The sequence below is a fragment of the Spirillospora sp. NPDC047279 genome (assembly GCF_040643285.1).
GTDB lineage: Bacteria > Actinomycetota > Actinomycetes > Streptosporangiales > Streptosporangiaceae > Spirillospora.
Map to the genome: position 1 here is coordinate 133,544 of NZ_JBEYUA010000003.1, position 24,790 is coordinate 158,333.

A 24,790-nucleotide genomic window follows, 5' to 3' on the forward strand; every position below is an offset into this window, starting at 1 on the left:
CCGGGCGCAGAGGTCTCATGAACACCCCCGATCCCACCCTTCTGGAGATCGTGGTCCCCGCGTACAACGAGGCGGCCCGCCTTCCGGACGGCTTGGCCCGGCTGAGCGCGGCACTGTGCGCGCTGCCGTTCCCCACCGCGATCATCGTGGTCGACAACGCCAGCGACGACGCCACCCCCGAGATCGCCCGCGCCTGGTCCGGGCCCGTCCCGGTCCGGCTGGTCGAGTGCGCCCAGCGGGGCAAGGGCGCCGCCGTACGGACCGGACTGCTGGCCACCGGCGCCCCCTACGCGGGGTTCTGCGACGCCGACATGGCGACCGGCCTCGACGCCCTGGGCGCCGTGGTCGACCTGCTGCGCGCCGGGCACCCGGTCGTGGTCGGTTCCCGGCGCCACCCGCGGTCGCAGGTGGAGGACTACAGCCACCCGCTGCGCAAGCTCGGCGCCGTCACGTTCAACCGGCTGATCCGCGACCTGGCGGGCGGGGTCACCGACACCCAGTGCGGCTTCAAGTTCTTCGCCGGGCCGCTGGCCCGCGCCGCCGCGACCGACCTGCGCACCACGGGCTTCGCGTTCGACGTCGAGCTGCTCATGCACTGCGCCCGCCGCGGCGCCGCGATCACCGACCTGCCGGTCGAGTGGCGCGACGTCCCCGGCACCACGTTCTCGGTACGCCGCCACTCCTTCTCGTGCCTGCGCGACCTGGCCCGGATCAGGTTCGACGCCGCCCGCGCGGTGGCCGTCCGCCCGGAACGCCCGGCGCCGGAGCGGGCGCCGCTCCCGGTCGCGCCCGCGTTCCCCGTCACCGAGACCAGCCGGACCGGACCGGGATGACCGGCGGCGTCGCAGGCCGCCGGCTGGCGATCGTCAACTGGCGGGATCCCTGGCACCCCCAGGCGGGGGGTGCCGAGCGGTACGCGTGGGAGCTGGCCCGGCGCATGGCCGCGCGCGGCGCCCACGTGACCTACCTGACCTGCCGGGCCGGGTTGCAGAGCCGCCGCGAACGGGTCGAAGGTGTCGACTTCGTCCGTACGGGCGGGCGCTTCACCGTCTACCCGCTGGTGCTCCTCTGGCTGCTGCTCCGCCGGCGCCGGTTCGACGCGGTGATCGACTGCCAGAACGGCATCCCGTTCTTCACGCCCTGGGTGCTGCCGCGCCGGGTGCCGGTCTTCTGCTCGATCTTCCATGTGCACGACGAGCAGTTCGGGCTGTACTTCCCGGCCTGGCTCGCCTGGGTCGGCCGGATGCTCGAAGGCCCGGTCGCGCGCCGGACCTACCGGCGGCACGCCTGCACGGCCATCTCCCTCACCACGCTCACCGCGCTGCGCGAGCGGCTGGACTGGAAGGGCCCGGTGTACCTGGTGCCCGTCGGCGTCACGGTCCCGGCCGAGCCCGTCCAGGCGGAGCCCGCTCAGGCGGATTCCGCTCAGGCGGATCCCGCTCAGGCCGGGTTCGTCCAGGCGGGGGAGCGGGCGGGGGCGCCGGAGCTGGTCTGCGTGACCCGGCTGGTGCCGCACAAGCGGGTGGAGCGGGTGCTCGACCTCGCCGAGCGGCTGCTGCCCCGGTTCCCCGGCCTGCGGGTGGGCGTCGTCGGACGCGGACCCGAGCACGACCGGCTCGCCGCGGAGATCACCGCGCGCGGCCTCGACGGCACGGTCGTCCTGCACGGCTTCGTCTCCGAGGAGGAGAAGGCGGCCCTGGTCGCCCGCGCCGACCTGCACCTGAGCGCCTCCCAGGGCGAGGGCTGGGGCCTGTGCGTCGCCGAGGCCGCCGTGCTCGGCGTGCCGACCGTCGCCTACGACGTGGACGGCCTGCGCGACGCGATCCGCGACGGCGTGACCGGCTGGCTCGTCCCCGCCGGGGAGGAGGGGCTCGCCGACACCGTCGAACGGGCGCTCAAGGAGCTGGACGACCCGTCCCGCCGCGCCCGGATCGCCGCCGACTGCCGTGACTGGGCGGGGGAGTTCGACTGGGCCCGCACCGCCGACCGCATGGGCGAGCTGATCGCCGCCTCCGTCCGGATGGGGACCAGCGCCAGCGACGATGCCGACGCACACGTCGTGCGCGGGTACGGTGACGAGCACCCCCGCGTCGTCGAGGGCCCGGTACGCGACGAGCTGTTCCGCGCCCACGGCGACGCCCTCGACGCGCGGATCGCGACCCCGGCGGAACGGCTGCTCGGCCGTCCCGACGCGGATCCGGCCCGCTGAGCCGCACCCGATCCGCGGACGATCATGGGTTCGGCGCAGGGAGGAGGCACGAACGGCATGGCGGCGACCGGCGCGGGAGCGTGGATCGACCGGCTGGCGAGCCGCCTGACCGACGCCGACCGTGACCGTCCCGCCCGATCCGGTGACGGCCCGTCCCGCGACGGCCGGCCTGGTGCCGGCAAGCCCGGTGGGGGCGGTCTCGACGAGCGGCTGCGCGAACGGTTCCGCGCCGCGGTCTGCTGCCTCGCCCTGGTCGTCCTGGTCACCTCGACCCGGCCGGGCCGCATCCTGGCCGACACCAAGATCGACATGGCGGTCAACCCGTTCGGGTTCCTCGGCCGGGCGCTGCACCTGTGGGACCACCAGCAGTTCGGCCAGCTGCAGAACCAGGCGGCCGGCTACTTCTTCCCGATGGGCCCGTTCTACGCCCTCGGCGACCTGATCGGCCTGCCCGCCTGGATCACCCAGCGGTTGTGGTTGTCGCTGCTGCTGTGCGCCGCGTTCCTCGGCGCCCGGCGGCTGGCCGAGACGTTCGGCGTCGGCGGCCCGGTCACCCGCCTCATCGGCGCCATGGCGTACGCGCTCGGGCCGCACGGCCTGTCGGCGCTCGGCCAGAACTCCTGGGAGTACCTCCCGCTGGCCATGTTGCCGTGGATCGTCATCCCGCTGGTCGCGGTCCCCGACGGGCGCGGGGCGCGCCTCCGGGCCGCCGCCCGGTCCGGCGTCGCCGTGGCGTTGTGCGGCGGCATCAACGGCACCGCGACGATCGCGGTGCTCGCCGTGCCCGCGCTCTACCTGCTGACCCGCCGCCGCGGCACGCCGGGCCGGATCCGGCTGTTCGTCCTGTGGTGCGCGGCCGTCGCCTGCGCGGTGGGGTGGTGGCTGGCGCCGCTGGTGCTCACCGGCCGCTACGGCTTCTCCTGGCTCGGCTACACCGAGAAGTCCGACACGACGACCGCGTCCACCGGGATCGCGGAGGTGTTCCGGGGCACCGAACGCTGGATCAACTACCTGGACGCGTCCCTGCCGGTGGGCTTCCACCTGTCCACCGGCACCGTCCTCATCGTCGTCACCGCCGCGCTGGCCGCCCTCGGGCTGGCCGGGCTGTCCCGCCGCGACCTGCCCGAACGCACGTTCCTGCTGCTCGTCCTGCTGGCCGGCGTGGCGATCATCGCCGCCGGGCACGCGAGCCGGATCGAGAGCCCGCTGGCCGCGCCGATGCGCGACCTGCTGGACGGGCCGCTGGCGCCGCTGCGCAACCTCTACAAGTTCGACGGCCTGGTCCGCCTGCCGCTGGCCCTGGGCCTGGCGCATCTGCCGCGCACGCTGCGGCGGCCGCGGGCCCGGCTGAGCCTGGTCGCGGTGGCCTCGGCGACGCTCGCCGCGGTGTCGTTCCCGGCCCTCACCAACGGCCTGGCGGGCAACGGCGACTTCCCGGCCGTCCCGCAGTACTGGCGGCAGGCGGCCGACTGGCTGAACGGGCGGGCCGGGCAGCAGGCGGTGCTGGCCGTGCCGGGCGCGCGCTTCGGCGAGTACACCTGGGGCCGCCCGATGGACGACATCGTGCAGCCGCTGCTCAGCACGCGCTGGGGCGCCCGGCAGCTGGTCCCGCAGGGCTCCCCGGGCTACGCGCGGCTCATGGACGCGATCGACCAGCGGGTGTCGGCCGGGCGCGGTTCGGCCGGCCTGACCGAGGTGCTGGGCCGGATGGGCGTGCGCTACCTGCTCGTCCGCAACGACCTGGCCCGGGGAGATCTGCGCGGCGCCTGGCCCGCCCGCGTGCACCAGGCCCTGGAGACCTCGCCCGGCATCAAGCGGGTGGCGGCGTTCGGCGACCAGCCGGTCGGCGGATGGGGCCACGACGAGGCGGTCGGCTCGTTCGACCAGCAGTACGCGCCGGTCGAGATCTACGAGGTCGGCGAGGCGGACGACGTCGTCAGCCTGCTCGACGCGAGCCAGGCCGTCCGGCTGTACGGGGCGCCGGAAGGGCTGCTCTCGCTGGCCGACAACGGGGCGCTCAAGGGCCGCCCGGTGCTGCTCGGCGACGACGACCCGGCGGCCCCGGCCGAACGGGTCGCCTCCGACGCGCTGCGCTGGCGTGACCGCAACCTCGGCGAGATCCGCAGCCAGATCTCGCCGACCAAGACCGCCGGCGGCACCCGCTCCGACACCCGGGGCCAGGGCGCCGACCCGGAGGAGCGCGCGTGGCTGCGCTACCGCACCACCGCCGTGTACGAGGGGGTCAAGGGCGTCGGCGCGTCCACGTCGGCCGCCGATCCCAGCGCGCTGACCGGATTCGACGACCCGGGCGCCCTGCCGTCGGCCGCCTTCGACGGCGACCCGCGCACGCACTGGACGACCGGGGGCTGGAACGGCCCGGTGCGGCAGTGGTTGCGGGTCGACTTCACCGAGGCGCGGGACCCGGGCGCGACGGGCGTGGACGTGTCGTTCCTCCAGAACGACTTCCTCGGCCCCTCGCCCACCAGGGTCGCGGTCGAGACGCAGGCGGGCAAGGTCGAGCAGGACCTCCGGCCCACGGCGGAGCCGCAGCGGCTGCGGGCGCCCGCCGGCCCGACGAACTGGCTGCGCGTCCGCGTCCTCAAGCTGGCCAGGGAGCCGGTGTCGCCCGCCGCGGCCCGCGTGGCGATCTCCGAGCTCACCGTCCCCGGGCTCCGGCCGGCCCGCTACCTGCGCATGCCCTCGGTGTCGTCCACCTCGCAGTCGTCCACCTCGCAGTCGTCCACCTCGCAGCCGGCCGCGCAGCTCATGGCGCGGTCGGTGCCGCCGCGCTCGGAGTGCCTGCGCGGCTCGTCCCGCTGGGTGTGCTCGCCCGACCTCGGCAAGGGCGACGAGGAGGGCAACACCTTCAACCGGCTCTTCACGGCGCCGGCCGCCGGCTCCGCCACGGTCACCGGGTCGGCGGTGCTGAACGACCCGGCCCTGATCGACCGGCTCACCCGGTTCGGCTCGAAGAACGTCGTCACCGCGAGCTCGGCCTGGACGCGCGAGGTCCCCGGGTCGGCGCGGTCGGCGTTCGACGGCGACCCCGCGACGACCTGGCTGGCCGCGGGCGACGACCGCGCCCCCACGCTCAAGATCGGGTGGGGCCGGGCGGCGACGTTGCGGCAGCTCACCTTCGTCCGCCCGGCCGGGGCGCGGGCGGCGTTGCGGGTCACCGTGACCGGCGTCGACGGCGACGTCCGGGAGGGGCTGGTCGACAAGGACGGCACGCTGCGGTTCCAGCCGATCCGGACCGACCGGGTGACGCTCAAGTTCACGTCCTCGCAGGTGCCCCTCCAGATCAGCGACGTGACCGTGCCCGGCGTCGCGCCGCTGACCGCGTCCGGCTTCAAGCCGTTCACCACGCAGTGCGGGTACGGGCCGACCGTCCGCGTCAACGGCGTCGCCTACCAGAGCAAGCTCACCGGCACCGTGGACGACGTGCTGGGCGGGCGGCTCATGAAGTTCCAGACCTGCGGCCCGGTGCGGATCGCGGCCGGCGACAACCGGCTGGGCGCCGGCGGCACCGCCTACCGGGTCGACTCGATGGTGGTCGACCCGGGCGGCCGGCTGGCCGCGGCCACGCCCCAGGCGAGCGCGCCGGTCGACGTCCGGAGCTGGGACAAGGGCTCGCGCGAGGTGGAGGTCGACGCCGCGGCCCGCTCCTACCTGGTCGTCAACGAGAACCACAACGCCGGCTGGAAGGCCGAGGTCGACGGGCGCGGGCTGCGCGCCGTCCGCCTGGACGGCTGGCGGCAGGCCTGGGAGGTCCCGGCGGGCACCTCGGGCGTGGTCAAGCTGAGGTACGAGCCCGACGGGCTCTACCGGCTGGCGCTCTTCGCCGGGCTCAACCTGCTCATCCTGCTCTTCGTCGTCGCGTTCTGGCGGCGGCGGGAGGCGCCCGCGGCGGCACCGGCGCCGGCGTCCCCGGCCCGCGCTCCGGGGGTGATCGCGCGCCTGGCGGCGCTGGGCCTGGCCGGTGCGCTCGGGTTCTGGCTGGGGGGCTTCGCAGGGCTGGGAGTGACCGCGGCCGTGGCGATGGTGACGTTGTGGGCGCAGCGGCGCTCGTCCGGGCCCGCGCGTTGGTGGCGGTCGGCCTGGGTGGTCGCGGCGCCGATGCTGGCGGCCGGGGTGTGCGTGTCCGCCGGGACGTGGCTGACGCAGCGCGGGGACGAGGGGATCGTGCCGGACGTGCTGCGCGACGCGGCCCCGCAGGCGCTGGGGCTGGTCGTCGTCGGCTATTTGGCCGCGATGCTGGCGGCGTCCAGGGAGCCCGACATCTGGCTGCCCGGCCTCGGCGAGCTGCGCTGGACGGCGGTCACCCGTCCGTTCGCGTCACCCCGGGAGACCCTCCCCGACGGCTTTCCGGCGACGAACGGACGGCCACCGGCCGGTTCCCAGACGCCGGGCGGGACTCTCGATCAGGTGGTAGCTCGCCGCCGACACCCCGATCGTGAGTAGCGTGCACACCGGCATGTCGACCAGCAGGTTGCCGGTGAACGGCGGGTGGTCGGTCACGTCGAACCAGACGTAGATGACCACGAACTGCCACAGGAAGACGCTGTAGGAGATCTTGCCCAGGTAGGCCATCACCCGGTTGCCCAGGATGCGGCTCATCGCCGGGTCGTCGGCCGGGGCCAGCGCCACCGGCGCGATCAGGAACAGCGCGACCAGGCCGTACAGCACGATGTGCAGCTCGGTCGTCCACGCGCTGGCGGCGATGAAGCGGGAGACGCCGGTGAGCGGCGTGGAGGCCACGCAGTAGAGGAGCGCCGTCGTCACCCAGCACATCCCCCAGGAGGCGCCGACCGTACGGCAGAACCGCGCGACCGGCCCGTCGCCGCCGTACTGCGCGCGCTCCGCGTGCGCCCAGACCGACAGCACGGCCAGCGCCATGCCGGCGCCGAACCAGGCCAGGTAGCGTGGCAGCCAGTTGCCGTAGAAGCCCTCGTTGGACGTGAACGAGACGCCGAGCGCGTAGACGCCGGAGATCGCGGCGTAGCCGCCCAGGCCGTACAGCAGGCGCCGGGCGCGCGCGCCGACGTCGTCGCCCGCCCGGCCGGCCCACACCCGCAGCAGGAACGCCAGCAGGGGCAGCGCGACGTAGAACGCGGCCTCGACCGTCAGGCTCCAGATCTGCCCCATCCCGTTGGGGCCGAGGTAGTTGTTCCACCACGGGTGCGGGTCGTAGCTGTAGGTGAGGGTGCCGAGGCTGACCCACGTCCACACGTCGGTGAGGTGGTCTTCGGCGTACATGAACATCGTCACCACGACCAGCGCCCAGTAGGCGGGCAGCAGCCGCAGCGCGCGCTTCCAGAGGTACGAGCCGGTGCCCGGCGGCGGGCGCATGCCGAGCGCCGCGGCGGCCCACGGCCGGTAGAGCAGCAGGCCCGACAGCGTGAAGAAGATCGGCACCCCGATCTCGCCGCGCGACAGCAGCGCGGGGATCGCGCCCTGCCGGGAGAGGTAGCCGGTGCTCGCCGCGACGTGGAAGAGCAGCACCGCGAACGCCGCCACGGCGCGGAGGCCGTCGAGCGCGGCGTGGTGCCCGGAGATCGTGGGGAGCCGATCGTCGCGGGCGGCCTGGGGTCGGGGGGCTGCGAGTGTCACGGTGGCCGAAGGGTATCCGAGCCGCCGCGCTCCGGCCCGTCGTGCCGGTCGTGGCGGGTGCGACGGGTACGGCGCGAGCCGGTGAGCAGGCCCAGCGCCTCGGCGGACTTGAGCGCCACCAGCCCGGCGACCGACAGCGGCGACCCTTCGCGCAGCAGCGCGCGCACGGAGCGTGACCGGCCGAACGAGCGGGCGTGCGGGCGGGACCGGTAGGCCGGTAGCCAGCGCCCGTAGTAGTGCCGCTTGCGGAACGCCGAACGCAGCGTCGTGCGCCCCTCGTCGTGCCACACCACCGCCGTGACCCGGCCGATGCGCGGCCCTGCCACGGCCACCCGGTCGGCCAGGTCCCAGTCCTCGAACGCGGTGAGCCCCTCGTCGTACCCGCCGACCTCCTCCAGGGCGGACCGCCGGAAGATCCGGGCCGCCTCGACGGTCTCGTCGCCCAGGTAGGCCCGCTTCTCGACGGCGCGGCAGCGGCTCAGGAACCCCTCGCCGAACGACAACTCCGGGATGACCAGGCCACCGAGGTCGGGCTCGGTGACGAAGATCTTGACCGCCTGCTCGACGATCTCGGGCTCCAGCACCATGTCGGAGTCGACGAACACGACGATCTCGCCGCCGCCCGTGCGCCAGCCGTGGTTGCGCTGGGCGCTGCGCTCGGGCCCGTGCCCGGCCACCACGTCCGCGTGGGCCGCCGCGATCCGCGGCGTGGCGTCGGTGGAGGCGTTGTCGACCACGATCAGCTCCACCGGATACGTCTGGGCCCGGACCGAGGCCAGGCACCGCTCCAGCGTGCGGGCGGAGTTCCGGGTCGGGACCACGACGGTCACCCGCGTCGCCCTGCTCGCCCTCGTCAGCGCGGCCTCCCGGATGTCTCGACGGTGTCGGAGAAGGGTAGTCGGCCCGGGTCGTCCGAGGCGATACTCCGCGGTAGCAGGCCGGAGAGCGCGGCGGCGGCGAGGCAGGCCGCGGCGCTGAACGCCAGCGCCCGCGCCGTCCCGTCGGGCGCGGCGGCGGTCGAGGCCGTCCCGGCCGCCGCGGTCCCGTGCGCGGCGGCGAAGTAGAGCAGCCCGGCGGCGGCCACGCCCGCCACCCCGCCCAGCTGGGTGATCGAGTTGAAGACGCCCGAGGCGGCCCCGGCGTCGTGGACGGGCACGTCGCTGATCACCGCGTTCGCGAGGATCGGCAGGGCCAGGCCCATGCCGAGCCCCGCGGCGAACAACCACGGCACCATCGCGGCCGGGGTGGGCTCGCCGACCGCCACGAGCACGCTCAGCCCGGCGAGGGCGACGGCCATGACCAGGGTGCCGGCGCCCACCAGGCGGCGCGCGCGGGCGTGGCCGTGGCGGTGGGTGTACTGGGCCGTGCACGCGACCCCGGCGGGCCAGGCCAGCCCGGTCAGCGCGACCTTCATCGGCGGCCAGCCCAGCCCGAACTGCAGCCCCCAGGTGAGCGTGATGAAGCACGCCGAGACCCCGGCGAACAGCGCCAGCGCCAGGACGAGCCCGGCGGTGAACGAGCGCTGCGCGAACAACCGCGGCGGGACGAGCGGCCCGGAGTTCCGGCGTTCCCGCCTCCGCTCGTACGCCGCGAACGCCAGCAGGGCGGGCACGGCGGCCACGAGGAGGGCCGCGCACCACCACGGCCAGCCGTACTCCCGGCCCTGGACGAGCGGGAACATCAGCAGCAGCGACGCCGCGCTGATCAGCGCGACGCCCACCGGGTCGAGGCGGGGCGGCGGCTCGGCCCGTGAGTCGTCCATCCACCGCGCGGCACCGGCGAACGCGATCAGGCCCACCGGGATGTTGACGAGGAAGATCGCCCGCCAGCCCAGCAGGCCGTGCTCGGTCAGCACGGCGCCCAGGATCGGTCCGCTGACCTGGGCCACGCCGAGGAGCCCGCCGTACAGGCTGAAGGCCAGCGTGCGCTCCCGCCCGGGCGCGAACTGGACCGTGATCACCGACAGCGCCTGCGGCACCATGATCCCGGCGAACGCGCCCTGCGCCGCCCGCGCGCAGATCAGCATCCCCGGGGTGAACGCGGCGGCGGCGACCGCCGAGGCGATCGTGAAGCCCACGATGCCGGCGAGGAACACCCGGCGGCGGCCGACGATGTCGCCGAGCCGCCCACCCGTGATCAGCAACAGCGCGTAGGCGAGCGCGTACACCGCGGCCATCCACTGCCCGGCGGCGTAGCCCGCGTCCAGGTCGTCCTGGATCCGCGGCAGCGCCACGTTCACGATGGTGACGTCCACCAGGTCCATGAACGTGGCGAGCAGCACCGCGGCGAGCGCCAGCCAGCGGCGGCTCGGGACGCGAATACCGGTCTTCACCTGGGCACCTTTTGGGAAAATGGCCTATTGGACGGGGGGTTTGGGTGGTCCTGTAGGGTAACGCCACACGTTGCCCGCCGGGAGGTTTCACATGCGTCGCAACATCGGCCTGCTCCTGGTCGTGTTGGGGGCTTTCTTCCTGGCCCTGGCGCCCCTCGTCAAGTTCTACGTGGCCGAGCAGCTGGTGGTCGCGCCGCTCAACCGCTACCAGCGCACGTCGCTCGAGGCCCCGAACGCGACCTATTTCGACATGGCGACGCTCAAGCTGCGCCAGGGCGTCACGCTGGTCGCCGAGAACACCGTGCGCGGCGACGTGCGGGCCAACGCGGGCAACGACGCCATCGCGGTCTGGGACTCCTCGACCAACATCTTCGACAAGGCCCACCCGGACAAGATGATCGAGGTCCAGGGCTACCGGATCGCCTTCGACCGCAGGTCGTCGCGGCTGGTCGACTGCTGCGGCACCAACATCGGCGGCGACACCAACGTGCGGATGACCGGCTACGGCCTGCTCTTCCCCCTGGCCAACGTGGAGAAGAAGACCTATCCCTTCTTCGACATGACCACCCGCCAGGAGGTGCCGATGCGCTTCGAGGCGGTCGAAGAGGTCCAGGGCGTCACCGCGTACAAGTTCACCCGCCAGGTCCCGGTCACCAAGACGCAGAAGGTCGACTTCAAGATGCCGGCCGACTGGCTGGGGTTGTCCAAGAAGCTGCCCGCCCAGAAGATCGACCGGTACTTCGAGTCGACGATCACCCAGTGGGTCGACCCCCGCACCGGGGTGCCGATCAAGGTGCGGCAGGCGATCCACAGCTTCGTGCAGACGCCGGACGGCAAGGGCAAGATGACGGTGGCGCAGGCCGACCTGCGGACCACCGCGGCGGGTGAGAAGAGCCTGATCTCGCAGGCCGACAGCTCCGCCCTCCAGATCGCGGCGGTGCGCACGTACGTCCCCCTGGGCTCGCTGTTCCTCGGCGTGATCCTGCTCCTGCTCGGCGCCATCGTGGGCGTGCTCGCCGACCGGCACGCGGCCAGGGCCCCCAAGACCCCGGTCCGCCGCTCCGACGGCAAGTTCGGCGAGGCGGCGCCGCCGCACGCGAGCGACCAGCCGGTCAGGCACCCCTGACGGCGGACACCGCCGGCCCGCTTCGTTCTCGACCCCGTGACCGCCCGGTCGCGGGGTCTTTCGCGCGCTCCGGCGCCATTCGTGGTACGTGTTCTAACGAATGTGACCTTCAATACAGCCAGGCAGCGGATTTCTCAAAATAGAACCTGTTGCAGTTTGGGTTCCGGGGGCCTATCGTTCGGGATGTGCGGACACGAGTCACCGAACTATTCGGCATCGAGTACCCGATCTTCGCGTTCAGTCACTGCCGCGACGTCGTCGCGGCGGTGAGCCGCGCCGGCGGCATGGGCGTGCTTGGCGCGCTGTACTTCACCCCCGAGGAGCTCGAGCTAGAGCTCAAATGGATCGACGAGAACGTCGGCGGCAAGCCGTACGGCGTGGACGTGGTGATGCCCGCCAAGTACGAGGGCGCCGATCTGGGAGACGCCGGCGAGCTCCTCGGCAAGCTCCAGGGCATGATCCCGCAGGAGCACCGGACGTTCCTGGAGGACCTCCTCGCCGAGCACGGCGTCGAGCCGTCCACCGAGACCGCCAACCGCGCCCTGCTCGGCTGGACCGACCAGACCGCCCGGCCGCAGGTCGAGGTCGCGCTCAAGCACCCGATCGCGCTGCTGGCCAACGCCCTCGGCCCGCCCCCCGCGGACGTGGTCGAGCTGGCCCACCAGCACGGCGTCAAGGTGGCCGGCCTGGCCTCCAACGCCCGGCACGCCCGCAAGCAGGTCGAGGTCGGCGTCGACATCATCGTCGCGCAGGGCACCGAGGCCGGCGGCCACACCGGTGACGTGTCCACCATGGTCCTGATCCCCGAGGTCGTCGACGCCGTCGGCAAGGACACCATCGTCCTCGCGGCGGGCGGCATCGGCCGCGGCCGGCAGGTCGCCGCCGGCATGGCCCTCGGCGCCGACGGCGCCTGGACCGGCTCGATCTGGCTCACCGTGGACGAGGCCGACACCCCCGAGCGCGCCCTGCCCAAGCTGCTCAACGCCACCTCGCGCGACACCGTGCGGTCCCGCGCCTGGACGGGCAAGCCGGCCCGCTTCCTCAAGACCGCGTGGACCGAGGCGTGGGAGAGCGAGAAGTCGCCCGGCTACCTGCCGATGCCCATGCAGTTCATGCTGGTCGCCGACGCCCTGCCGCGCATCGCCCGGTCCGGCGACGGCGAGCTGGTCACCTTCCCGGTCGGCCAGATCGTCGGCTCGATGAACCAGGTGAAGCCCGCCGCCCAGGTGGTCTACGACCTCATCGAGGAGTACGTCGAGGCCATCGAGCGCCTCAACACCATCACCGAGGGCTGACACCGGGAGACCCGACGCCCCGGCCGGCGCCACGGCCGGGGCGTCCGCACGTCTCAGCGCGGCGTCAGCTCGCCGACGGCCCGCCCGGAGGCGTCGTGGCCCACCACCGTGGTCACCGTGACGTCGGGGTCGGAGCCGCCGACCGCGTCCATGTCCGTGTCTCCGGGCACCCTGGTCTCCACGACGCGGCTCGGCCTGCGCGCGAGGAAGTACCCGTTCTCGATCGTGGCCGTGGCCCTGTGGCCGTCGCTCCACGTGACGACGACGCGCGCGACGCCCGGCTTGGCCCGGCCGAACGCCAGCAGGTGGAGCTTGGCCGGCCAGCTCCCGTCGGTGGTCGTCGAGCTCGTCGCGCGATCGAGCTTCAGGCGCTCGGAGAATCCCCGGCCGCCCTTCCACGCCTCCAGGACGGGCGGGTTCACGTTGCCGATCCGGCCGCCGCCCACGCAGATCACGAAGCCCAGCTCGCTGCCCACCACCGCGACGAACTCGCGTCCGCCCACCTTCTGACTGACCAGGAGCCGGAAGTCCGAGGCCCGCCCCAGGTCGGCCCGCTGCTCGGCCATCTGGCCCACCGGCGCCCCGCCGCGCATGCAGCCCTTCGTGATCTTCGCCTCCGCCGGGGTGTCGGACGGCAGCGGATGCGGCTTGGGCTTCACCGCCACATCGGGCGAGGCCCCCTCTCCGCCGGAACCGAAGAGCACCGACGGCACCGCCACCGCCGCCGTGATGGCGAGCACGACCCCGGTCAGCCGCACGTTCCTGCGCCGCGCGTCCATACGCCGGAGCGCCCGTTCCGCCATGTCGTCCACCGGACGCGCCTCGTCCGCCAGCTTCCCGATCGCGTCCTTGAGCATCTCGTTCGTCATCTCAGCCCCCCGCCGTCTCGAAGTGGAGCGCGGCGTCGGGCACCAGCTCGCGCAGCCGGGCCAGGGCGCGGTGCGCCTGGCTGCGGACCGTCCCCACCGAGCAGCCCATGATCGCCGCGACCTCGGCCTCGGGCAGGTCCTCGAAGTACCGGAGCACCAGCACGGCGCGCTTGCGCGGCGGCAGGGCCAGCAGTGCGTTCCGCAGGGACAGCCGCAGATCCACGTCGCCGGTCAGATCACGGTCGGGCCGCTCGGGCGGCCGCTCGACCGACGCCTCCCGGCCGCCGCGCCGCCAGCGGTTGATCTGCTCGTTGTACATCGCGCGCCGCACGTACGCCTCGGGATGGTCGCCGACCTTCCGCCACCGCGCCGCCGTCCTGGTGAGCACGGTCTGCAGCAGGTCCTCGGCGGCGTGCTGGTCGCCCGTGAGGACGTACGCCGTGCGGATCAGGCTCGTGGACCGCGCCTCGACGAACGCGGTGAAGCTCTCGCGCGCTTCTCGGTTCACGGGCGTCCTCCTAGATGTCACCCCCACAGACACCGAGCGACCCCGCCACTATGCCGCGGACGCGACGAACCACCCATCGGAGCTCGGTGTTCGCCTTGGTTTCGATTCCACTCACATGCCGCGCAGTCGAACGCTAGGGTCATGACCCGGCGTGTCGGTCTGATCACGGAAGGGTGCCTTGATGTCGGCTTCCGCTGAACGCGCGTCCCACGCCTCTGACACCGCGTCGGTCCCTATGCTGGAGGGACAGCGGGAGGGGAGGTGTGGCATGGCCGCCAGTGCGGAGCATGACCCGAGGTGCGCTCACGAGCAGGCGCTTCTGGACGGATTCCTGAAGCTGGACACGCCGCAGGGTTACCGGGCGGAGTTCATCGAAGGGGAGATCGTCGTGTCACCACCCCCCATCGGAGATCACGAAGGCATTCTGTCCGTCATCAGCTGGCAGGTCGCCAGGGGCTCCAATGTCCGCATGGACTTCTCCGGCAACAAGGGCCTGGAGCTCAGGCGGGGCAACAAGTGCACGAAGAACCACCTCATTCCCGACGGTGTCTTCGCGCCTCATCACCTCGGCCTGTACTGGGGAGCGGATGCCTGGATGCCCTCGGACGGTGTCGCGATGGTGGTCGAGGTGACCTCGGCCAAGCCGGCGACGGACTGGGGCGTCAAGCGGCACTGCTACGCCAAGGCGGGCGTTCCGCTCTACCTCCTGGCCGATCGTTCGAACCGGCAGGTCGCCCTGTTCAGCGAGCCCGACCGGGACGCGGAGGACTACCGCGAGGACATCCGGCTGAGCTTCGGAAAGACGATCGACCTGCCGGAGCCGTTCGCGTTCTCGCTGGAGACGGACGAGTTCCAGTAGGCGGCGCCACCGTCTGTGCCCGAGACTTTGCTGCTTTGCGGCGGTGGCCGTGCCGGTGTTCGCCGAACGGCTGACCCGTGCGCAGTGGGCGGGGCTGGTGCTGGGACTGCTGGGGGTGGGCATCTCGGTGAGCGACCGGTTGTCCGGGGACGCGCGGTCGAGCGGGTACGCGTTCACCGGGCTTGCTCTGGCGGGGCTGGCGGCGGGGACGCTTTACCAGAAGCGGTTCAACCTCTCCACGGACCTGCGGACGGGGACGACGATCCAGCTGCTGGGGGCGGCCGTGACGTGCTTCCCGCTGGCGGCGGCGTACGGGGGGCTGGACATACCGCTGACGGCGGGCGCGCTCGGCTCGCTGGCGTGGCTCGCGGTCGTCAACTCGATCGGGGCGCTGGTCCTGCTGTTCGTGCTGCTGCGGCGCAGCTCGGGCGGGGCGGGCGTGCTGCTGGTGCTGACGCAGCAGAACGGCGCACCTGCTCGGGGGATCCAGGTGCGCCGTTCTGAGCGGGGCGTCCGGTCGGTCAGAAGCGGATCAACCAGGAGACCACGCGTGCCATCGCGTAGTACACGACGGCCGCGATGCCCCAGTTGAGGTACAGCTGGTGCTCCGGATTCGGCCGGGTGAACGCGTCGTGGAACGGGGTCGCCAGCCAGCGGCCGGCGTCCAGCGTCGCGTCGACGATCGTGTTGCCGGGGTTGGCGTCACCCCAGGTCAGCAGCATTCCGAGGGCGAGAATCAGTGCCGCGGCCCAGCCTGCCGCCATCACCATCGCGCTCACCGGGTTGTGCTTCCTGCGCCGCTGAAGGCGTCGCGGCCGCCGTTCGACGACGACCGTCCGCGTGGGGGTCTCGCCGGTGGTGGTCGCGCCCGACTCCGCCTCGGCGGTGGTCCGCCGCGGCCACAGCCGCTCCCGGAGCGGTGCCCTGGTCTTCTCCACGACAGGCTCTTCCTGCCGCCTGCGTCCTATTTGCAAGGCCATGTCCAGATCACTCCTCCTGACACACACGCGGGAACAGTCGTGCCACGGGAGAAACCGGAAAAACGTTCGGCTTTCTTTCGGACAGGCCTTATTGGGGCTTAGGGGTGTTGGCTACTTGCCCTGGAAGACCGCGGGGCGCTTCTCCTTGAAGGCCCTGGAGCCCTCCTTGGCGTCCTCCGAGCCGATCACCGGCCAGCCGATCTCGTCGGAGATCTTGAGCGCCTCCTCCTCGGAGAGGTGCGCGGTCTCGCGGTAGGTGCGCAGGATGCCCTGGACGGCGAGGGGGCCGCACTCGGCGATCTGGCCGGCCAGCTCGCGGGCGGCGGCGAGGGCGGTGCCGGACGGGACCACCTTGTTGATCAGGCCCATGTCGAGGGCCTCCTGGGGGCTGACCGAACGGGCGGTGAGCAGGATGTCCATCGCCGCGGCGTAGCCGATCTGGCGGGGGAGCCGGATCGCGCAGCCGCCCATCGGGAAGAGCCCGCGCTTGGCCTCGTACAGGCCGAGCGTGGCGTCCTCGGCGACCACGCGGAGGTCGGTGCCGACGAGGAGTTCGGTGCCGCCGGCCACGGCGTACCCCTCGATGGCGCAGATGAGGGGCTTGGTCGGCTGGCCCTCGCGCAGCAGGCCCTTCCAGTGGAAGTCGGGGATCTGCTGCATCCGCTCCTGGACCGCGGGGTCGGTGGGCGGGGTGCCCATCGCCTTGAGGTCGGCGCCCGCGCAGAACGTGCCCTCGGCTCCGGTGAGGATGCCGACCCGCACCTCGGGGGTCTCCGACATGTACGCCCAGGCGCTCGCGAGGCCGACCAGCATGGTCGAGCTCAGGGCGTTGCGGGCCTCCGGACGGTTCATCGTCACGATGACCACGTGCCCGTCCCGCTCGACGGTGCAGTGCTCGGTACTGATCGGCAGCCGTTCCACGCGTCCTCCTGGTCGAATGAAAAACAAGAACAGATTCTAGTAGCGAGATCGGCTCTTCAACAGGTCTTGCCCTGGAAAACGAGAACGTGATCTACTTTGGCTTCCCGGGGGTGGGTGTGACCGTGCTCACCGACCGACCGTGTGACCAACGACGAGGAGATCCGATGGGCTCGTTGGGCTTTTGGCGGCTGGCACAGGCCGATCCGGAATGGATCGCGGCCGTCGACCCGGAGGGGACCGAGTACCGCGCCGGCGACCTGCTGGCCCGCGCCAACCGGCTGGTGCACGGACTGCGCGGCCTGGGCCTGGAGAAGGGCGACGGCATCTGCGGTCTGGTGCCCAACGGGGTCGAGGGCCTGGTGCTCTACCTCGCCGCGCTGCAGGCCGGCTGGTACTACACGCCGATCAACTGGCACCTGACCGGCCCGGAGATCGGCTACATCGTGGCCGACAGCGAGGCCAAGGCGTTCTTCGTGCACGAGCGGTACGCCGAGGAGGGCACGCGGGGCGCCGAGGAGTCGGGCATCGCCGCCGACCGGCTGTTCGCGTTCGGGGTCGTCGCCGGCTTCCGCCCGTACGGTGAGCTCGTCGACGACCAGCCCGACACGCTGCCCGGCGACCGCAGCAACGGCGCCACCATGCACTACACCTCCGGCACGACCGGGCGGCCCAAGGGCGTCAAGCGCACGCTCGCCGGCATCGACCCCGACGACAGTGCCGAGCTCATGACGTTCCTGCTGTCGATGTTCGGCATGCCGGCCGGACGGCCCGCCGGGAACGCGCCGCAGGCGCACCTGGTGACCTCGCCGAACTACCACACCGCGGTCACCCAGTTCGGCGGCACGTCGCTGCAGATGGGCCACACGCTGGTGTACGTCGACCGGTGGGACGCCGAGGACACGCTACGGCTGATCCAGAAGTACAAGATCACCAACACGCACATGGTGCCGACGCACTTCAAGCGGCTGCTCTCCCTCCCCGACGAGGTGCGCAAGCGCTACGACGTGTCGTCCATGAGGTGGGCCATCCACGCGGCGGCGCCCTGCCCGGTGCCGATCAAGCAGCAGATGCTCGAGTGGTGGGGCGACTGCATCTGGGAGTACTACGCGGCCACCGAGGGCGGCGGCACCATCGCCTCGCCCGAGGAGTGGCGCGCGCACCCCGGCACCGTCGGCAAGGCCTGGCCGATCAGCGAGCTGCTCATCGTGGACGACGACGGTAACCCGGTGCCGAACGGGACGCCCGGCACGATCTACATGAAGATGGCCGGCACCCAGTTCGAGTACAAGGGCGACAAGGAGAAGACCGAGAAGAACCGGCTCGACGACCACTTCACCGTCGGCGACATCGGTTACCTCACCGAGGACGGCTTCCTCTTCCTGTCCGACCGCAAGGCCGACATGATCATCTCGGGCGGCGCCAACATCTACCCGGCCGAGATCGAGAACGAGATCATCCTGCACGCCAAGGTCGCCGACGTCGCCGTGTTCGGCATCCCCGACGACGACTGGGGCGAGCAGATCAAGGCCGTCGTCGAGCCCGCCGCCGGCATCGAGCCCGGGCCGGAGCTGGCCGCCGAGATCCTCTCGTCGCTCGAGGGCCGGCTGGCGAAGATGAAGTGGCCCCGGACGATCGACTTCATCGAGACGATGCCGCGCGAGCCCAACGGCAAGCTCCTCAAGCGCAAGCTCCGCGACCCGTACTGGAAGGACCGCGAGAGTGCCATCTGAGTCCCCCAACCACGTTCTCGAATTCCCCGGCGGTTACACGCGGTCGGTCGGGCCGGTCATCGGCCGGTTCCTGAGCGAGCTGCGCGACGGCCGCCTGGTCGGCGTCCGCACGGCGGCCGGCCGGGTGTTGTTCCCGCCGCTGGAGTACGACCCGGACACCGGCGACGCGGTGACCGACGAGTTCGTCCCGGTCGGGCCCGCGGGCAGCGTCCAGAGCTGGTCGTGGGTGTCCCGCCCGCTGAGGACGCACCCGCTCGACCGCCCGTTCGCGTGGGCGCTGATCCAGCCGGACGGCGCCGACACCGCGCTGCTGCACGCGCTGGACGTCGGCGTGCTGGAGGAGGGCGCGGACGCGCCGCGCTTCCTCAAGACGGGCATGCGCGTCCGGCCCAAGTACCGAGGCCGCGGCAAGCGCGCCGGCTCGATCAGTGACATCGAGTGCTTCGAGCCCGAGGTCACGATGATCAACGCGCCGACCCGGCTGGAGTACGACCTCCAGGGCGGTCGGGCCCTCGACCACTTCCTCGAAGGCGTGTCGCAGGGCAGGCTCATCGGCCACCGCTGCCCGGTCTGCGAGCAGGTCATCGTCCCGATGAAGGGCCTGTGCCCCAAGGACGGCGTGCCGACCACCGAAGAGGTCGAGGTCGCCGACACCGGGACGGTCACCACGTACGCGGTCAACAACCTGCCCGACCCGCGCGCCCCCGAGGTGCCGTTCGTGTCGGCCTACATCCTGCTCGACGGCGCCGACCTCACCATGCTCGCCCTCGTCGCGGGCATCCCGGCCGACCAGGTCCGGATGGGCATGCGGGTCAAGGCGGCGTGGAAGCCCCGCGAGGAGTGGGGCAAGACCATGGCCAACATCAAGTGGTTCGAGCCGCTCGACGAGCCGGACGTGCCCTTCGACGCGATCAAGGACTACGTATGAGCAGCGTGCCGCCGGACGAGAGCGGCGGCGCGTGTGAGCGGAGCGAACCATGAGTAGGGATATAGCGGTCGTCGCGTTCGTGCAGACCGAGCACACGGCCGAGGACAGCGGGCGTTCCGAGGTCGAGCTGCTCGCGCCGCTCATCACCGAGATCAAGGAACGCACCGGGCAGAAGCGGTTCGGGTTCACCTGCTCGGGGTCGTGCGACTACCTCGCCGGCGCGCCGTTCTCGTTCGTGTCCGCGCTCGACGCGGTCGGCGCCTGGCCGCCGATCTCCGAGTCGCACGTGGAGATGGACGCGGCGTGGGCGCTGTACGAGGCGTGGGTCAAGCTGCAGCACGGCGAGATCGACACCGCGCTGGTGTACGGCTTCGGCAAGCCGTCCCAGGGCACGCTGCGCGAGATCATGACCCAGCAGTACGACCCGTACTACCTCGCCCCGCTCGGCCTCGACCAGGTGTCGCTGGCCGCCCTCCAGGCCCGCGCCTACCTCGAGCGCTCCGGCGCCAAGGAGGACGACCTGAAGGCCGTCGCCGCCCGGTCCCGCGCGGCGGGCCGCGACAACCCGTTCGCGCTCGACCTGGACGATCCCGGCGACGACGGCTACGACGTCGCGCCGCTGCGCCCGTACGACATCGCGGCCGACGCCGACGGCGCCGCGGCGATCGTCCTGGCGGCCGGCGACAAGGCGCGCGAGCTGTGCGAGCGGCCCGCCTGGATCACCGGCATCGACCACCGCAGCGAGGCGCACCTGCCGGGCGTCCGCGACCTGACCCGGTCGGAGTCGACCCGGATCGCGGGCGAGAAGGCGGGCGCCGCCGGCGTCCAGGTGGCCGAGCTGCACGCCCAGTTCACGCACGAGGAGCTCATCCTGCGCGAGGCCCTGGGGCTGGGCGACGACGTGGCCGTCAACCCGTCCGGCGGAGCGCTGCCGGCCAACCCGGTGATGGCCACCGGCCTCATCCGCATCGGCGAGGCGGCCGCCCGCGTCCAGGACGGCACCGCGAGCCGGGCGCTCGCGCACGCCACCTCCGGACCGTGCCTCCAGCAGAACCTCGTCTGCGTCCTCTCGGGAGAGAACCATGGGTAACCCGTGCGCCATCGTGGGCGTGGGTCAGACGGCGTACAAGACCAAGCGGCTCGACGTGTCGATGGCCGGGCTGGTCCGTGAGGCGGCGCAGCGCGCGCTCGACGACGCGGGGCTGACCTGGACCGACATCGACGCGGTCGTCATAGGCAAGGCCCCCGACCTGTTCGAGGGCGTGATGATGCCGGAGGCCTACCTGGCCGACGCGCTCGGCGCCCGCGGCAAGCCGATGATGCGGGTGCACACCGCGGGCTCGGTGGGCGGGTCGACCGCGATCGTCGCGGCGAGCCTTATCCAGAGCGGCGTGCACGACCGGGTCCTCACCGTGGCCTGGGAGAAGCAGTCGGAGTCCAACGCGACGTGGGCGCTGACCGTCAACACCCCGTTCTCGACCTCGCTGGTCGTCGGGGCGGGCGGCTACTTCGCCCCGCACATCCGCGCGTACATGCGGCGGTCCGGTGCGCCCGACCACATCGGCACGCTCGTCGCCGTCAAGGACCGCGAGAACGCGCTCAAGAACCCGTACGCGCACCTCAAGATCCCCGGCATCTCCCGCGAGATGGTCGAGTCGACCCCCATGCTCTGGGAGCCGATCCGCTACCTGGAGACCTGCCCGTCGTCGGACGGCGCGTGCGCGATGGTGCTCGCGTCCGAGGACGCGGCGCGCAAGGCCCCCAACAAGCCGGCCTGGGTGCACGGCACCTCGATGCGCTCCGAGCCGATCTTCTTCGCGGGCCGCGACACGGTCAACCCGCAGGGCGGCAAGGACGCCGCGGCCGACGTCTACCGGCAGGCCGGCATCGCCGACCCGCGCCGCGAACTCGACGTCGCCGAGGTGTACGTGCCGTTCTCCTGGTACGAGCCGATGTGGCTGGAGAACCTCGGCTTCTGCGGCGAGGGCGAGGGCTGGAAGCTCACCGAGTCCGGCGCGACCGCGCTGGACGGTGACATCCCGTGGAACGCCTCGGGCGGCGTGCTCTCGTCCAACCCGATCGGCGCCTCCGGGATGATCCGGTTCGCCGAGGCGGCGCTCCAGGTACGCGGCCTCGCCGGGGAGCATCAGGTGGACGGCGCCCGCCGGGCGCTCGGCCACGCGTACGGCGGCGGAGCCCAGTTCTACGCCATGTGGATCGTCGGCGACGAGAAGCCCTAGACACGTCGCCACCCGCCGGGGCGAGGCGCGACGCCCCGGTTTCAGCCCACCCCCACTCCCCGCCCTCCGGAGGAAGTCCGATGGAGTTCAACCACGCGGATCTGTTCGAGGGAGTCGCCGACGCGATCGGGGACCGCGTCGCGCTCATCTGCGGTGACCGGCGGCTCACGTACGCCGAGCTCGACGCCGAGGCCAACCGGTTCGCGCACCATCTGCTGAGCGTCGGCGTGCAGCCGGGCCAGCACGTCGCGGTCCAGCTGTACAACGGCATCGAGTACGCGGTCGCGCTGCTCGCCGCGCTCAAGATCCGGGCCGTGCCGATCAACGTCAACTACCGCTATGTCGAGTCGGAACTGCTCTACATCTACAAGGACTCCGACAGCGTCGCGCTGCTCTACGACGCCGAGTTCGACGAGCGGGTCGCCGCGACCGTGCCGCAGGCGCCGAAGTTGCGGCACCTGATCTCGGTCGGCGCGTCCGGCGTTCCCGGGGCGGTCACCTACGAGGAGGCGCTGGCCGCGCAGCCCGCGACCCGCGGCTTCGCGGCGCGGTCGGCCGACGACACCTACATCATCTACACCGGCGGGACGACCGGCATGCCCAAGGGCGTGATGTGGGGCGTGAAGGACATGCTCCTCGCGTTCTGGAACCCGACGTTCCCGCGCCCGAACGTCCCGCAGGACGTCGTGGACCTGGCCGTCGGCTCGGGCCCGCTCATCATGATGCCGATCGCGCCGCTGATGCACGGGGCCGCCCAGATGGCCACGTTCATCTCCTGGAACATGGGCGCGACCGTCGTGTACGTCCGCAAGTTCGACGCGGCCGGAGTGTGGCGCACCATCGAGCGCGAGAAGGTCAACTCCCTCACGATCACCGGTGACGCGATGGCGATCCCGATGGTCGAGGAGCTGGAGCGGGAGGCCTCCTCGTACGACCTGTCCAGCCTGTTCGCCTACGTCTCCACCGGCGCGATCCTCACCGGGACGGTGCGGGACCGGCTGGCGGCGGCGATGCCGAACGTGATGATCATGGACAGGTTCGGCTCGACCGAGTCCGGCTCGACCGCGGAGGCCGTCGCGGGCTCGACGCCCGAGAAGGGGCTGCGCTTCGCGCCGGACGTGGAGAACGTCACCGTGCTCGACGACTCGCTCAAGGTCGTCGAACCCGGCTCCGGCGTCATCGGCCAGGTGGCTCGTTCCGGGTACATCGCGCGCGGCTACTACAACGACCCGGAGAAGACCGCGCGCACGTTCCCGGAGGCGGACGGCAGGCGCTGGCTGCTCACCGGCGACATCGCCACGGTCGAGGCGGACGGTTCGATCGCCGTCTACGGCCGCGGCTCGCAGGCGATCAACACCGGCGGCGAGAAGGTGTTCCCCGAGGAGGTCGAGGCGGTGCTCAAGGGCCACCCGGGCGTCTACGACGCGGTGGTCACCGGCATCCCGGACGAACGCTGGGGCAGCCGGGTCGCCGCGGTCGTCCAGCCGGCCGGGGCGGAGCCGCCCGCGCAGGAGGACCTCGACGCGCACTGCCGCAAGGAGCTGTCGGGCTACAAGGTCCCGCGTACCTACGCGTTCGTGACCGAGATGAAGCGGTCCCCGGCGGGCAAGGCGGACTACCGCTGGGCCAAGGAGGTCGCCGAGAAGGCCTGATTTCAGGCCGCGGCCTCGAGGGGCGCCCCCAGAGGGCGCGCCTCGGCGGTGAGGGTGATCTCGGCGTGCGTGCCGGTGGGGGCGGGTGCCTCCGCCGGCAGGTGGGCCATGACCTCGTAGTCGACGGTGCGCTGGGTGCGGCCCGTCCACCGGCCGAACCCGGTGTCGTACGAGGTGTGCGTGGTGAGGTCGGCGAGCGTGCCCTGGAAGACCGGGAAGGGCATCAGGGCGCCGGCGTGCTCGAAGATGCTCACCCGGAGCCTGCGTGCGAGCGGGGTGTCGGCGGCGTCCGGCGCGTAGAGCGCGATGGTCGCGGGCGCGGATCCGGCGAAGGTGACGGTGATCTTCTGGGTCTGGCGGTGGCCGGGGGAGAGGTCGGTCAGGTCGAGCCTGGCGGTGGCGGTGCTCCCGTCGGTGAGGGTGAGAGTGGTCATTCATGCCTCCACCCTTCACGCTACCTCGGGCGATAGCCGACGGGCATGGAGTGATCTATCTACTGCGTCACATGGAATCGCGCGTGCCCTGCTATTATCTCTCGATATACGAGAGAGTTGAGGTGACACGTGTCGAACCCCGAACGCGCGCGGATGGAGCAGGAGCTGCAGCTGGCCATCCAGCGCAGCACCATGTGGACGGTGCTGCTGCACCACACCACCGCGAGCAAGGCGGGCATGAACGTCACGGACGCGCAGTGCATCAACGCGCTGACCCTGGACGGGCCGCAGACGCCCGGCCAGCTCGCGCAGCTGCTGGGCGTCACCACCGGGGGAGCGATCACCGCCGTCATCGACCGCCTGGAGAAGGCCGGCTACGTCCGGCGCACCCGTGACCCCGACGACCGGCGCCGCGTCATCATCGAACTCGTGCCCGAGAACGCCGGGCGCTTCGCGCGCTACTTCGAGCCCATCGGGCGGGCCTTCGGCGAGAAGCTCTCGTCCTACAGCGACGACGAGCTGACGTTCCTGGTCGGGTACGTCGCCGACAACAACGCGATGATGCCGAGGGTCATCGACGAGGTCCGCCGGATGCCCTAGCCGCCCGCCCGCCCGGCGGGTGGGCCGGGCCGCGGAGCCGGGGGCGCGGTGCCCGGCCCCGGCGGCCGGTGCTCCGGCCGGCCGGTCACACGTGGATGTTCGCCTCGACGTCCTTGAGGCGGTGCCGGGCGAGGGCCAGGTTGGCGCGGTCGCGCTCCAGCGCGACGTAGAGGAACAGGCCCTGGCCCTTCCGGCCGGTCACCGGGCGGATCACGTGGTACTGGCCGCTGAGGGTGATGAGGACGTCCTCGATCTCCTCCTTGAGCCCCAGCTGCTGGATGGTGCGCGTCTTGCTGCGCACCACCTCGGTGTTGCCCGCGGCGGCGACGGCCAGGTCGAGCTCCTTCGAGCCGCCCAGCACGCCGATCGCCATCCCGCTGTTGCAGTCCACGACGGCTGCGCCGACCGCACCGTCGATGGACATCATCTCCTTGAGCGACAACTCCAGATTGGACATCTTCTCTCCATCCTTCCCGCGGTTCACCTCCAGGTGCGGC

The 24,790-nt window shown here is 72.2% G+C and carries 21 protein-coding genes and 1 pseudogene; 13 read left to right on the plus strand and 9 right to left on the minus strand.

The features are described 5' to 3' along the window. The first annotated feature begins 17 nt into the window (after nt 1–17). The 3 genes and pseudogenes from ABZ810_RS07795 to ABZ810_RS07805 all read left to right on the plus strand — a co-directional run. Complete coding sequence (locus tag ABZ810_RS07795; RefSeq protein WP_358400610.1) at nt 18–833, plus strand: glycosyltransferase; 816 nt, start codon at nt 18–20, stop codon at nt 831–833. Then, nucleotides 830–2,209, plus strand: coding sequence for a glycosyltransferase family 4 protein (locus tag ABZ810_RS07800; RefSeq protein ID WP_358400612.1), 1,380 nt, complete (start codon nt 830–832; stop codon nt 2,207–2,209). Before ABZ810_RS07795 ends, ABZ810_RS07800 begins: the two co-directional genes overlap by 4 nt. 57 nt (nt 2,210–2,266) lie before the next feature. Next, nucleotides 2,267–4,360: pseudogene (locus tag ABZ810_RS07805) on the plus strand (alpha-(1->3)-arabinofuranosyltransferase family protein); the annotation flags it as partial. A gap of 2,184 nt (nt 4,361–6,544) precedes the next feature. Here ABZ810_RS07805 and ABZ810_RS07810 read toward each other — a convergent pair. From ABZ810_RS07810 to ABZ810_RS07820, 3 genes are read right to left on the minus strand one after another with little or no spacing between them, the layout of a single operon-like run. After that, nucleotides 6,545–7,819 (minus strand): acyltransferase, encoded by a 1,275-nt coding sequence (locus ABZ810_RS07810; protein ID WP_358400614.1) that lies wholly within the window; start codon nt 7,817–7,819, stop codon nt 6,545–6,547. Beyond that, complete coding sequence (locus tag ABZ810_RS07815) at nt 7,816–8,649, minus strand: glycosyltransferase family A protein (protein ID WP_358400617.1); 834 nt, start codon at nt 8,647–8,649, stop codon at nt 7,816–7,818. Before ABZ810_RS07815 ends, ABZ810_RS07810 begins: the two co-directional genes overlap by 4 nt. 23 nt (nt 8,650–8,672) lie before the next feature. Then, nucleotides 8,673–10,151 (minus strand): MFS transporter, encoded by a 1,479-nt coding sequence (locus ABZ810_RS07820; protein WP_358400619.1) that lies wholly within the window; start codon nt 10,149–10,151, stop codon nt 8,673–8,675. Between the two features lie 91 nt (nt 10,152–10,242). Here ABZ810_RS07820 and ABZ810_RS07825 point away from each other — a divergent pair, with 91 nt between their 5' ends. Both ABZ810_RS07825 and ABZ810_RS07830 read left to right on the plus strand, forming a co-directional pair. Next, the gene (locus ABZ810_RS07825) at nt 10,243–11,277 is read left to right on the plus strand and encodes a DUF3068 domain-containing protein (RefSeq protein ID WP_358400621.1); all 1,035 of its coding nucleotides are present in this window, start codon (nt 10,243–10,245) and stop codon (nt 11,275–11,277) included. Nucleotides 11,278–11,462: 185 nt separating this feature from the next. Next, entirely contained in the window at nt 11,463–12,572 is a 1,110-nt protein-coding gene (locus ABZ810_RS07830; protein ID WP_358400624.1) for a nitronate monooxygenase family protein, read from the plus strand. A gap of 53 nt (nt 12,573–12,625) precedes the next feature. Here ABZ810_RS07830 and ABZ810_RS07835 read toward each other — a convergent pair whose 3' ends face one another. Further along, nucleotides 12,626–13,441, minus strand: a complete 816-nt coding sequence (locus ABZ810_RS07835) for a hypothetical protein (RefSeq protein ID WP_358400629.1) — start codon at nt 13,439–13,441, stop codon at nt 12,626–12,628. Nucleotide 13,442: 1 nt separating this feature from the next. Then, nucleotides 13,443–13,949: a SigE family RNA polymerase sigma factor gene (locus tag ABZ810_RS07840; protein WP_358400632.1), complete on the minus strand. Its 507-nt coding sequence runs from the start codon at nt 13,947–13,949 to the stop codon at nt 13,443–13,445. Nucleotides 13,950–14,217: 268 nt separating this feature from the next. Here ABZ810_RS07840 and ABZ810_RS07845 point away from each other — a divergent pair, with 268 nt between their 5' ends. Together ABZ810_RS07845 and ABZ810_RS07850 are read left to right on the plus strand one after the other, a co-directional pair. After that, the gene (locus ABZ810_RS07845) at nt 14,218–14,808 is read left to right on the plus strand and encodes a Uma2 family endonuclease (protein ID WP_358400635.1); all 591 of its coding nucleotides are present in this window, start codon (nt 14,218–14,220) and stop codon (nt 14,806–14,808) included. A 43-nt stretch (nt 14,809–14,851) separates the two neighbouring features. Next, nucleotides 14,852–15,400: a hypothetical protein gene (locus tag ABZ810_RS07850; RefSeq protein ID WP_358400637.1), complete on the plus strand. Its 549-nt coding sequence runs from the start codon at nt 14,852–14,854 to the stop codon at nt 15,398–15,400. Here ABZ810_RS07850 and ABZ810_RS07855 read toward each other — a convergent pair. Then, nucleotides 15,330–15,746 carry a hypothetical protein gene (locus ABZ810_RS07855; RefSeq protein ID WP_358400640.1) on the minus strand — a complete coding sequence of 139 codons (417 nt, stop codon included), beginning with the start codon at nt 15,744–15,746 and terminating at the stop codon, nt 15,330–15,332. The genes ABZ810_RS07850 and ABZ810_RS07855 overlap by 71 nt on opposite strands. Before the next feature lie 153 nt (nt 15,747–15,899). Further along, on the minus strand, nt 15,900–16,709 hold the full coding sequence (locus ABZ810_RS07860; protein WP_358400642.1) for a crotonase/enoyl-CoA hydratase family protein: 810 nt from the start codon (nt 16,707–16,709) through the stop codon (nt 15,900–15,902). Between the two features lie 164 nt (nt 16,710–16,873). Here ABZ810_RS07860 and ABZ810_RS07865 point away from each other — a divergent pair, with 164 nt between their 5' ends. From ABZ810_RS07865 to ABZ810_RS07885, 5 genes are all read left to right on the plus strand, one after another. Next, nucleotides 16,874–18,439, plus strand: coding sequence for an acyl-CoA synthetase (locus ABZ810_RS07865; protein WP_358400645.1), 1,566 nt, complete (start codon nt 16,874–16,876; stop codon nt 18,437–18,439). Continuing rightward, nucleotides 18,429–19,367 carry an OB-fold domain-containing protein gene (locus ABZ810_RS07870; RefSeq protein ID WP_358400647.1) on the plus strand — a complete coding sequence of 313 codons (939 nt, stop codon included), beginning with the start codon at nt 18,429–18,431 and terminating at the stop codon, nt 19,365–19,367. The genes ABZ810_RS07865 and ABZ810_RS07870 overlap by 11 nt, the downstream gene beginning before the upstream one ends. Nucleotides 19,368–19,416: 49 nt before the next feature. Continuing rightward, nucleotides 19,417–20,457 (plus strand): thiolase domain-containing protein, encoded by a 1,041-nt coding sequence (locus ABZ810_RS07875; RefSeq protein ID WP_358400650.1) that lies wholly within the window; start codon nt 19,417–19,419, stop codon nt 20,455–20,457. Further along, nucleotides 20,450–21,607: a thiolase domain-containing protein gene (locus ABZ810_RS07880; protein WP_358400652.1), complete on the plus strand. Its 1,158-nt coding sequence runs from the start codon at nt 20,450–20,452 to the stop codon at nt 21,605–21,607. Before ABZ810_RS07875 ends, ABZ810_RS07880 begins: the two co-directional genes overlap by 8 nt. A gap of 80 nt (nt 21,608–21,687) precedes the next feature. Beyond that, nucleotides 21,688–23,259: an acyl-CoA synthetase gene (locus ABZ810_RS07885; protein WP_358400654.1), complete on the plus strand. Its 1,572-nt coding sequence runs from the start codon at nt 21,688–21,690 to the stop codon at nt 23,257–23,259. Between the two features lie 2 nt (nt 23,260–23,261). Here ABZ810_RS07885 and ABZ810_RS07890 read toward each other — a convergent pair whose 3' ends face one another. Next, the gene (locus ABZ810_RS07890) at nt 23,262–23,693 is read right to left on the minus strand and encodes a hypothetical protein (RefSeq protein WP_358400657.1); all 432 of its coding nucleotides are present in this window, start codon (nt 23,691–23,693) and stop codon (nt 23,262–23,264) included. 129 nt (nt 23,694–23,822) lie between these two features. Between ABZ810_RS07890 and ABZ810_RS07895 the strand changes: the two genes are divergently transcribed. Further along, nucleotides 23,823–24,293 (plus strand): MarR family transcriptional regulator, encoded by a 471-nt coding sequence (locus ABZ810_RS07895; RefSeq protein ID WP_358400659.1) that lies wholly within the window; start codon nt 23,823–23,825, stop codon nt 24,291–24,293. 85 nt (nt 24,294–24,378) lie between these two features. On the opposite strand, the gene ABZ810_RS07900 is transcribed toward ABZ810_RS07895, so the two are convergent. Continuing rightward, on the minus strand, nt 24,379–24,750 hold the full coding sequence (locus tag ABZ810_RS07900) for a hypothetical protein (protein ID WP_358400661.1): 372 nt from the start codon (nt 24,748–24,750) through the stop codon (nt 24,379–24,381). Nucleotides 24,751–24,790 lie beyond the last annotated feature (40 nt).

Excerpts from the sequence above, each read along its gene's own strand:
- ABZ810_RS07795 (WP_358400610.1), top strand. The coding sequence starts at position 18 with ATGAACACCCCCGATCCCACCCTTCTGGAGATCGTGGTCCCCGCGTAC.
- ABZ810_RS07800 (WP_358400612.1), top strand. The coding sequence starts at position 830 with ATGACCGGCGGCGTCGCAGGCCGCCGGCTGGCGATCGTCAACTGGCGG.
- ABZ810_RS07825 (WP_358400621.1), top strand. The coding sequence starts at position 10,243 with ATGCGTCGCAACATCGGCCTGCTCCTGGTCGTGTTGGGGGCTTTCTTC.
- ABZ810_RS07835 (WP_358400629.1), bottom strand. The coding sequence starts at position 13,441 with ATGACGAACGAGATGCTCAAGGACGCGATCGGGAAGCTGGCGGACGAG.
- ABZ810_RS07845 (WP_358400635.1), top strand. The coding sequence starts at position 14,218 with ATGGCCGCCAGTGCGGAGCATGACCCGAGGTGCGCTCACGAGCAGGCG.
- ABZ810_RS07865 (WP_358400645.1), top strand. The coding sequence starts at position 16,874 with ATGGGCTCGTTGGGCTTTTGGCGGCTGGCACAGGCCGATCCGGAATGG.
- ABZ810_RS07875 (WP_358400650.1), top strand. The coding sequence starts at position 19,417 with ATGAGTAGGGATATAGCGGTCGTCGCGTTCGTGCAGACCGAGCACACG.
- ABZ810_RS07880 (WP_358400652.1), top strand. The coding sequence starts at position 20,450 with ATGGGTAACCCGTGCGCCATCGTGGGCGTGGGTCAGACGGCGTACAAG.
- ABZ810_RS07885 (WP_358400654.1), top strand. The coding sequence starts at position 21,688 with ATGGAGTTCAACCACGCGGATCTGTTCGAGGGAGTCGCCGACGCGATC.
- ABZ810_RS07890 (WP_358400657.1), bottom strand. The coding sequence starts at position 23,693 with ATGACCACTCTCACCCTCACCGACGGGAGCACCGCCACCGCCAGGCTC.
- ABZ810_RS07900 (WP_358400661.1), bottom strand. The coding sequence starts at position 24,750 with ATGTCCAATCTGGAGTTGTCGCTCAAGGAGATGATGTCCATCGACGGT.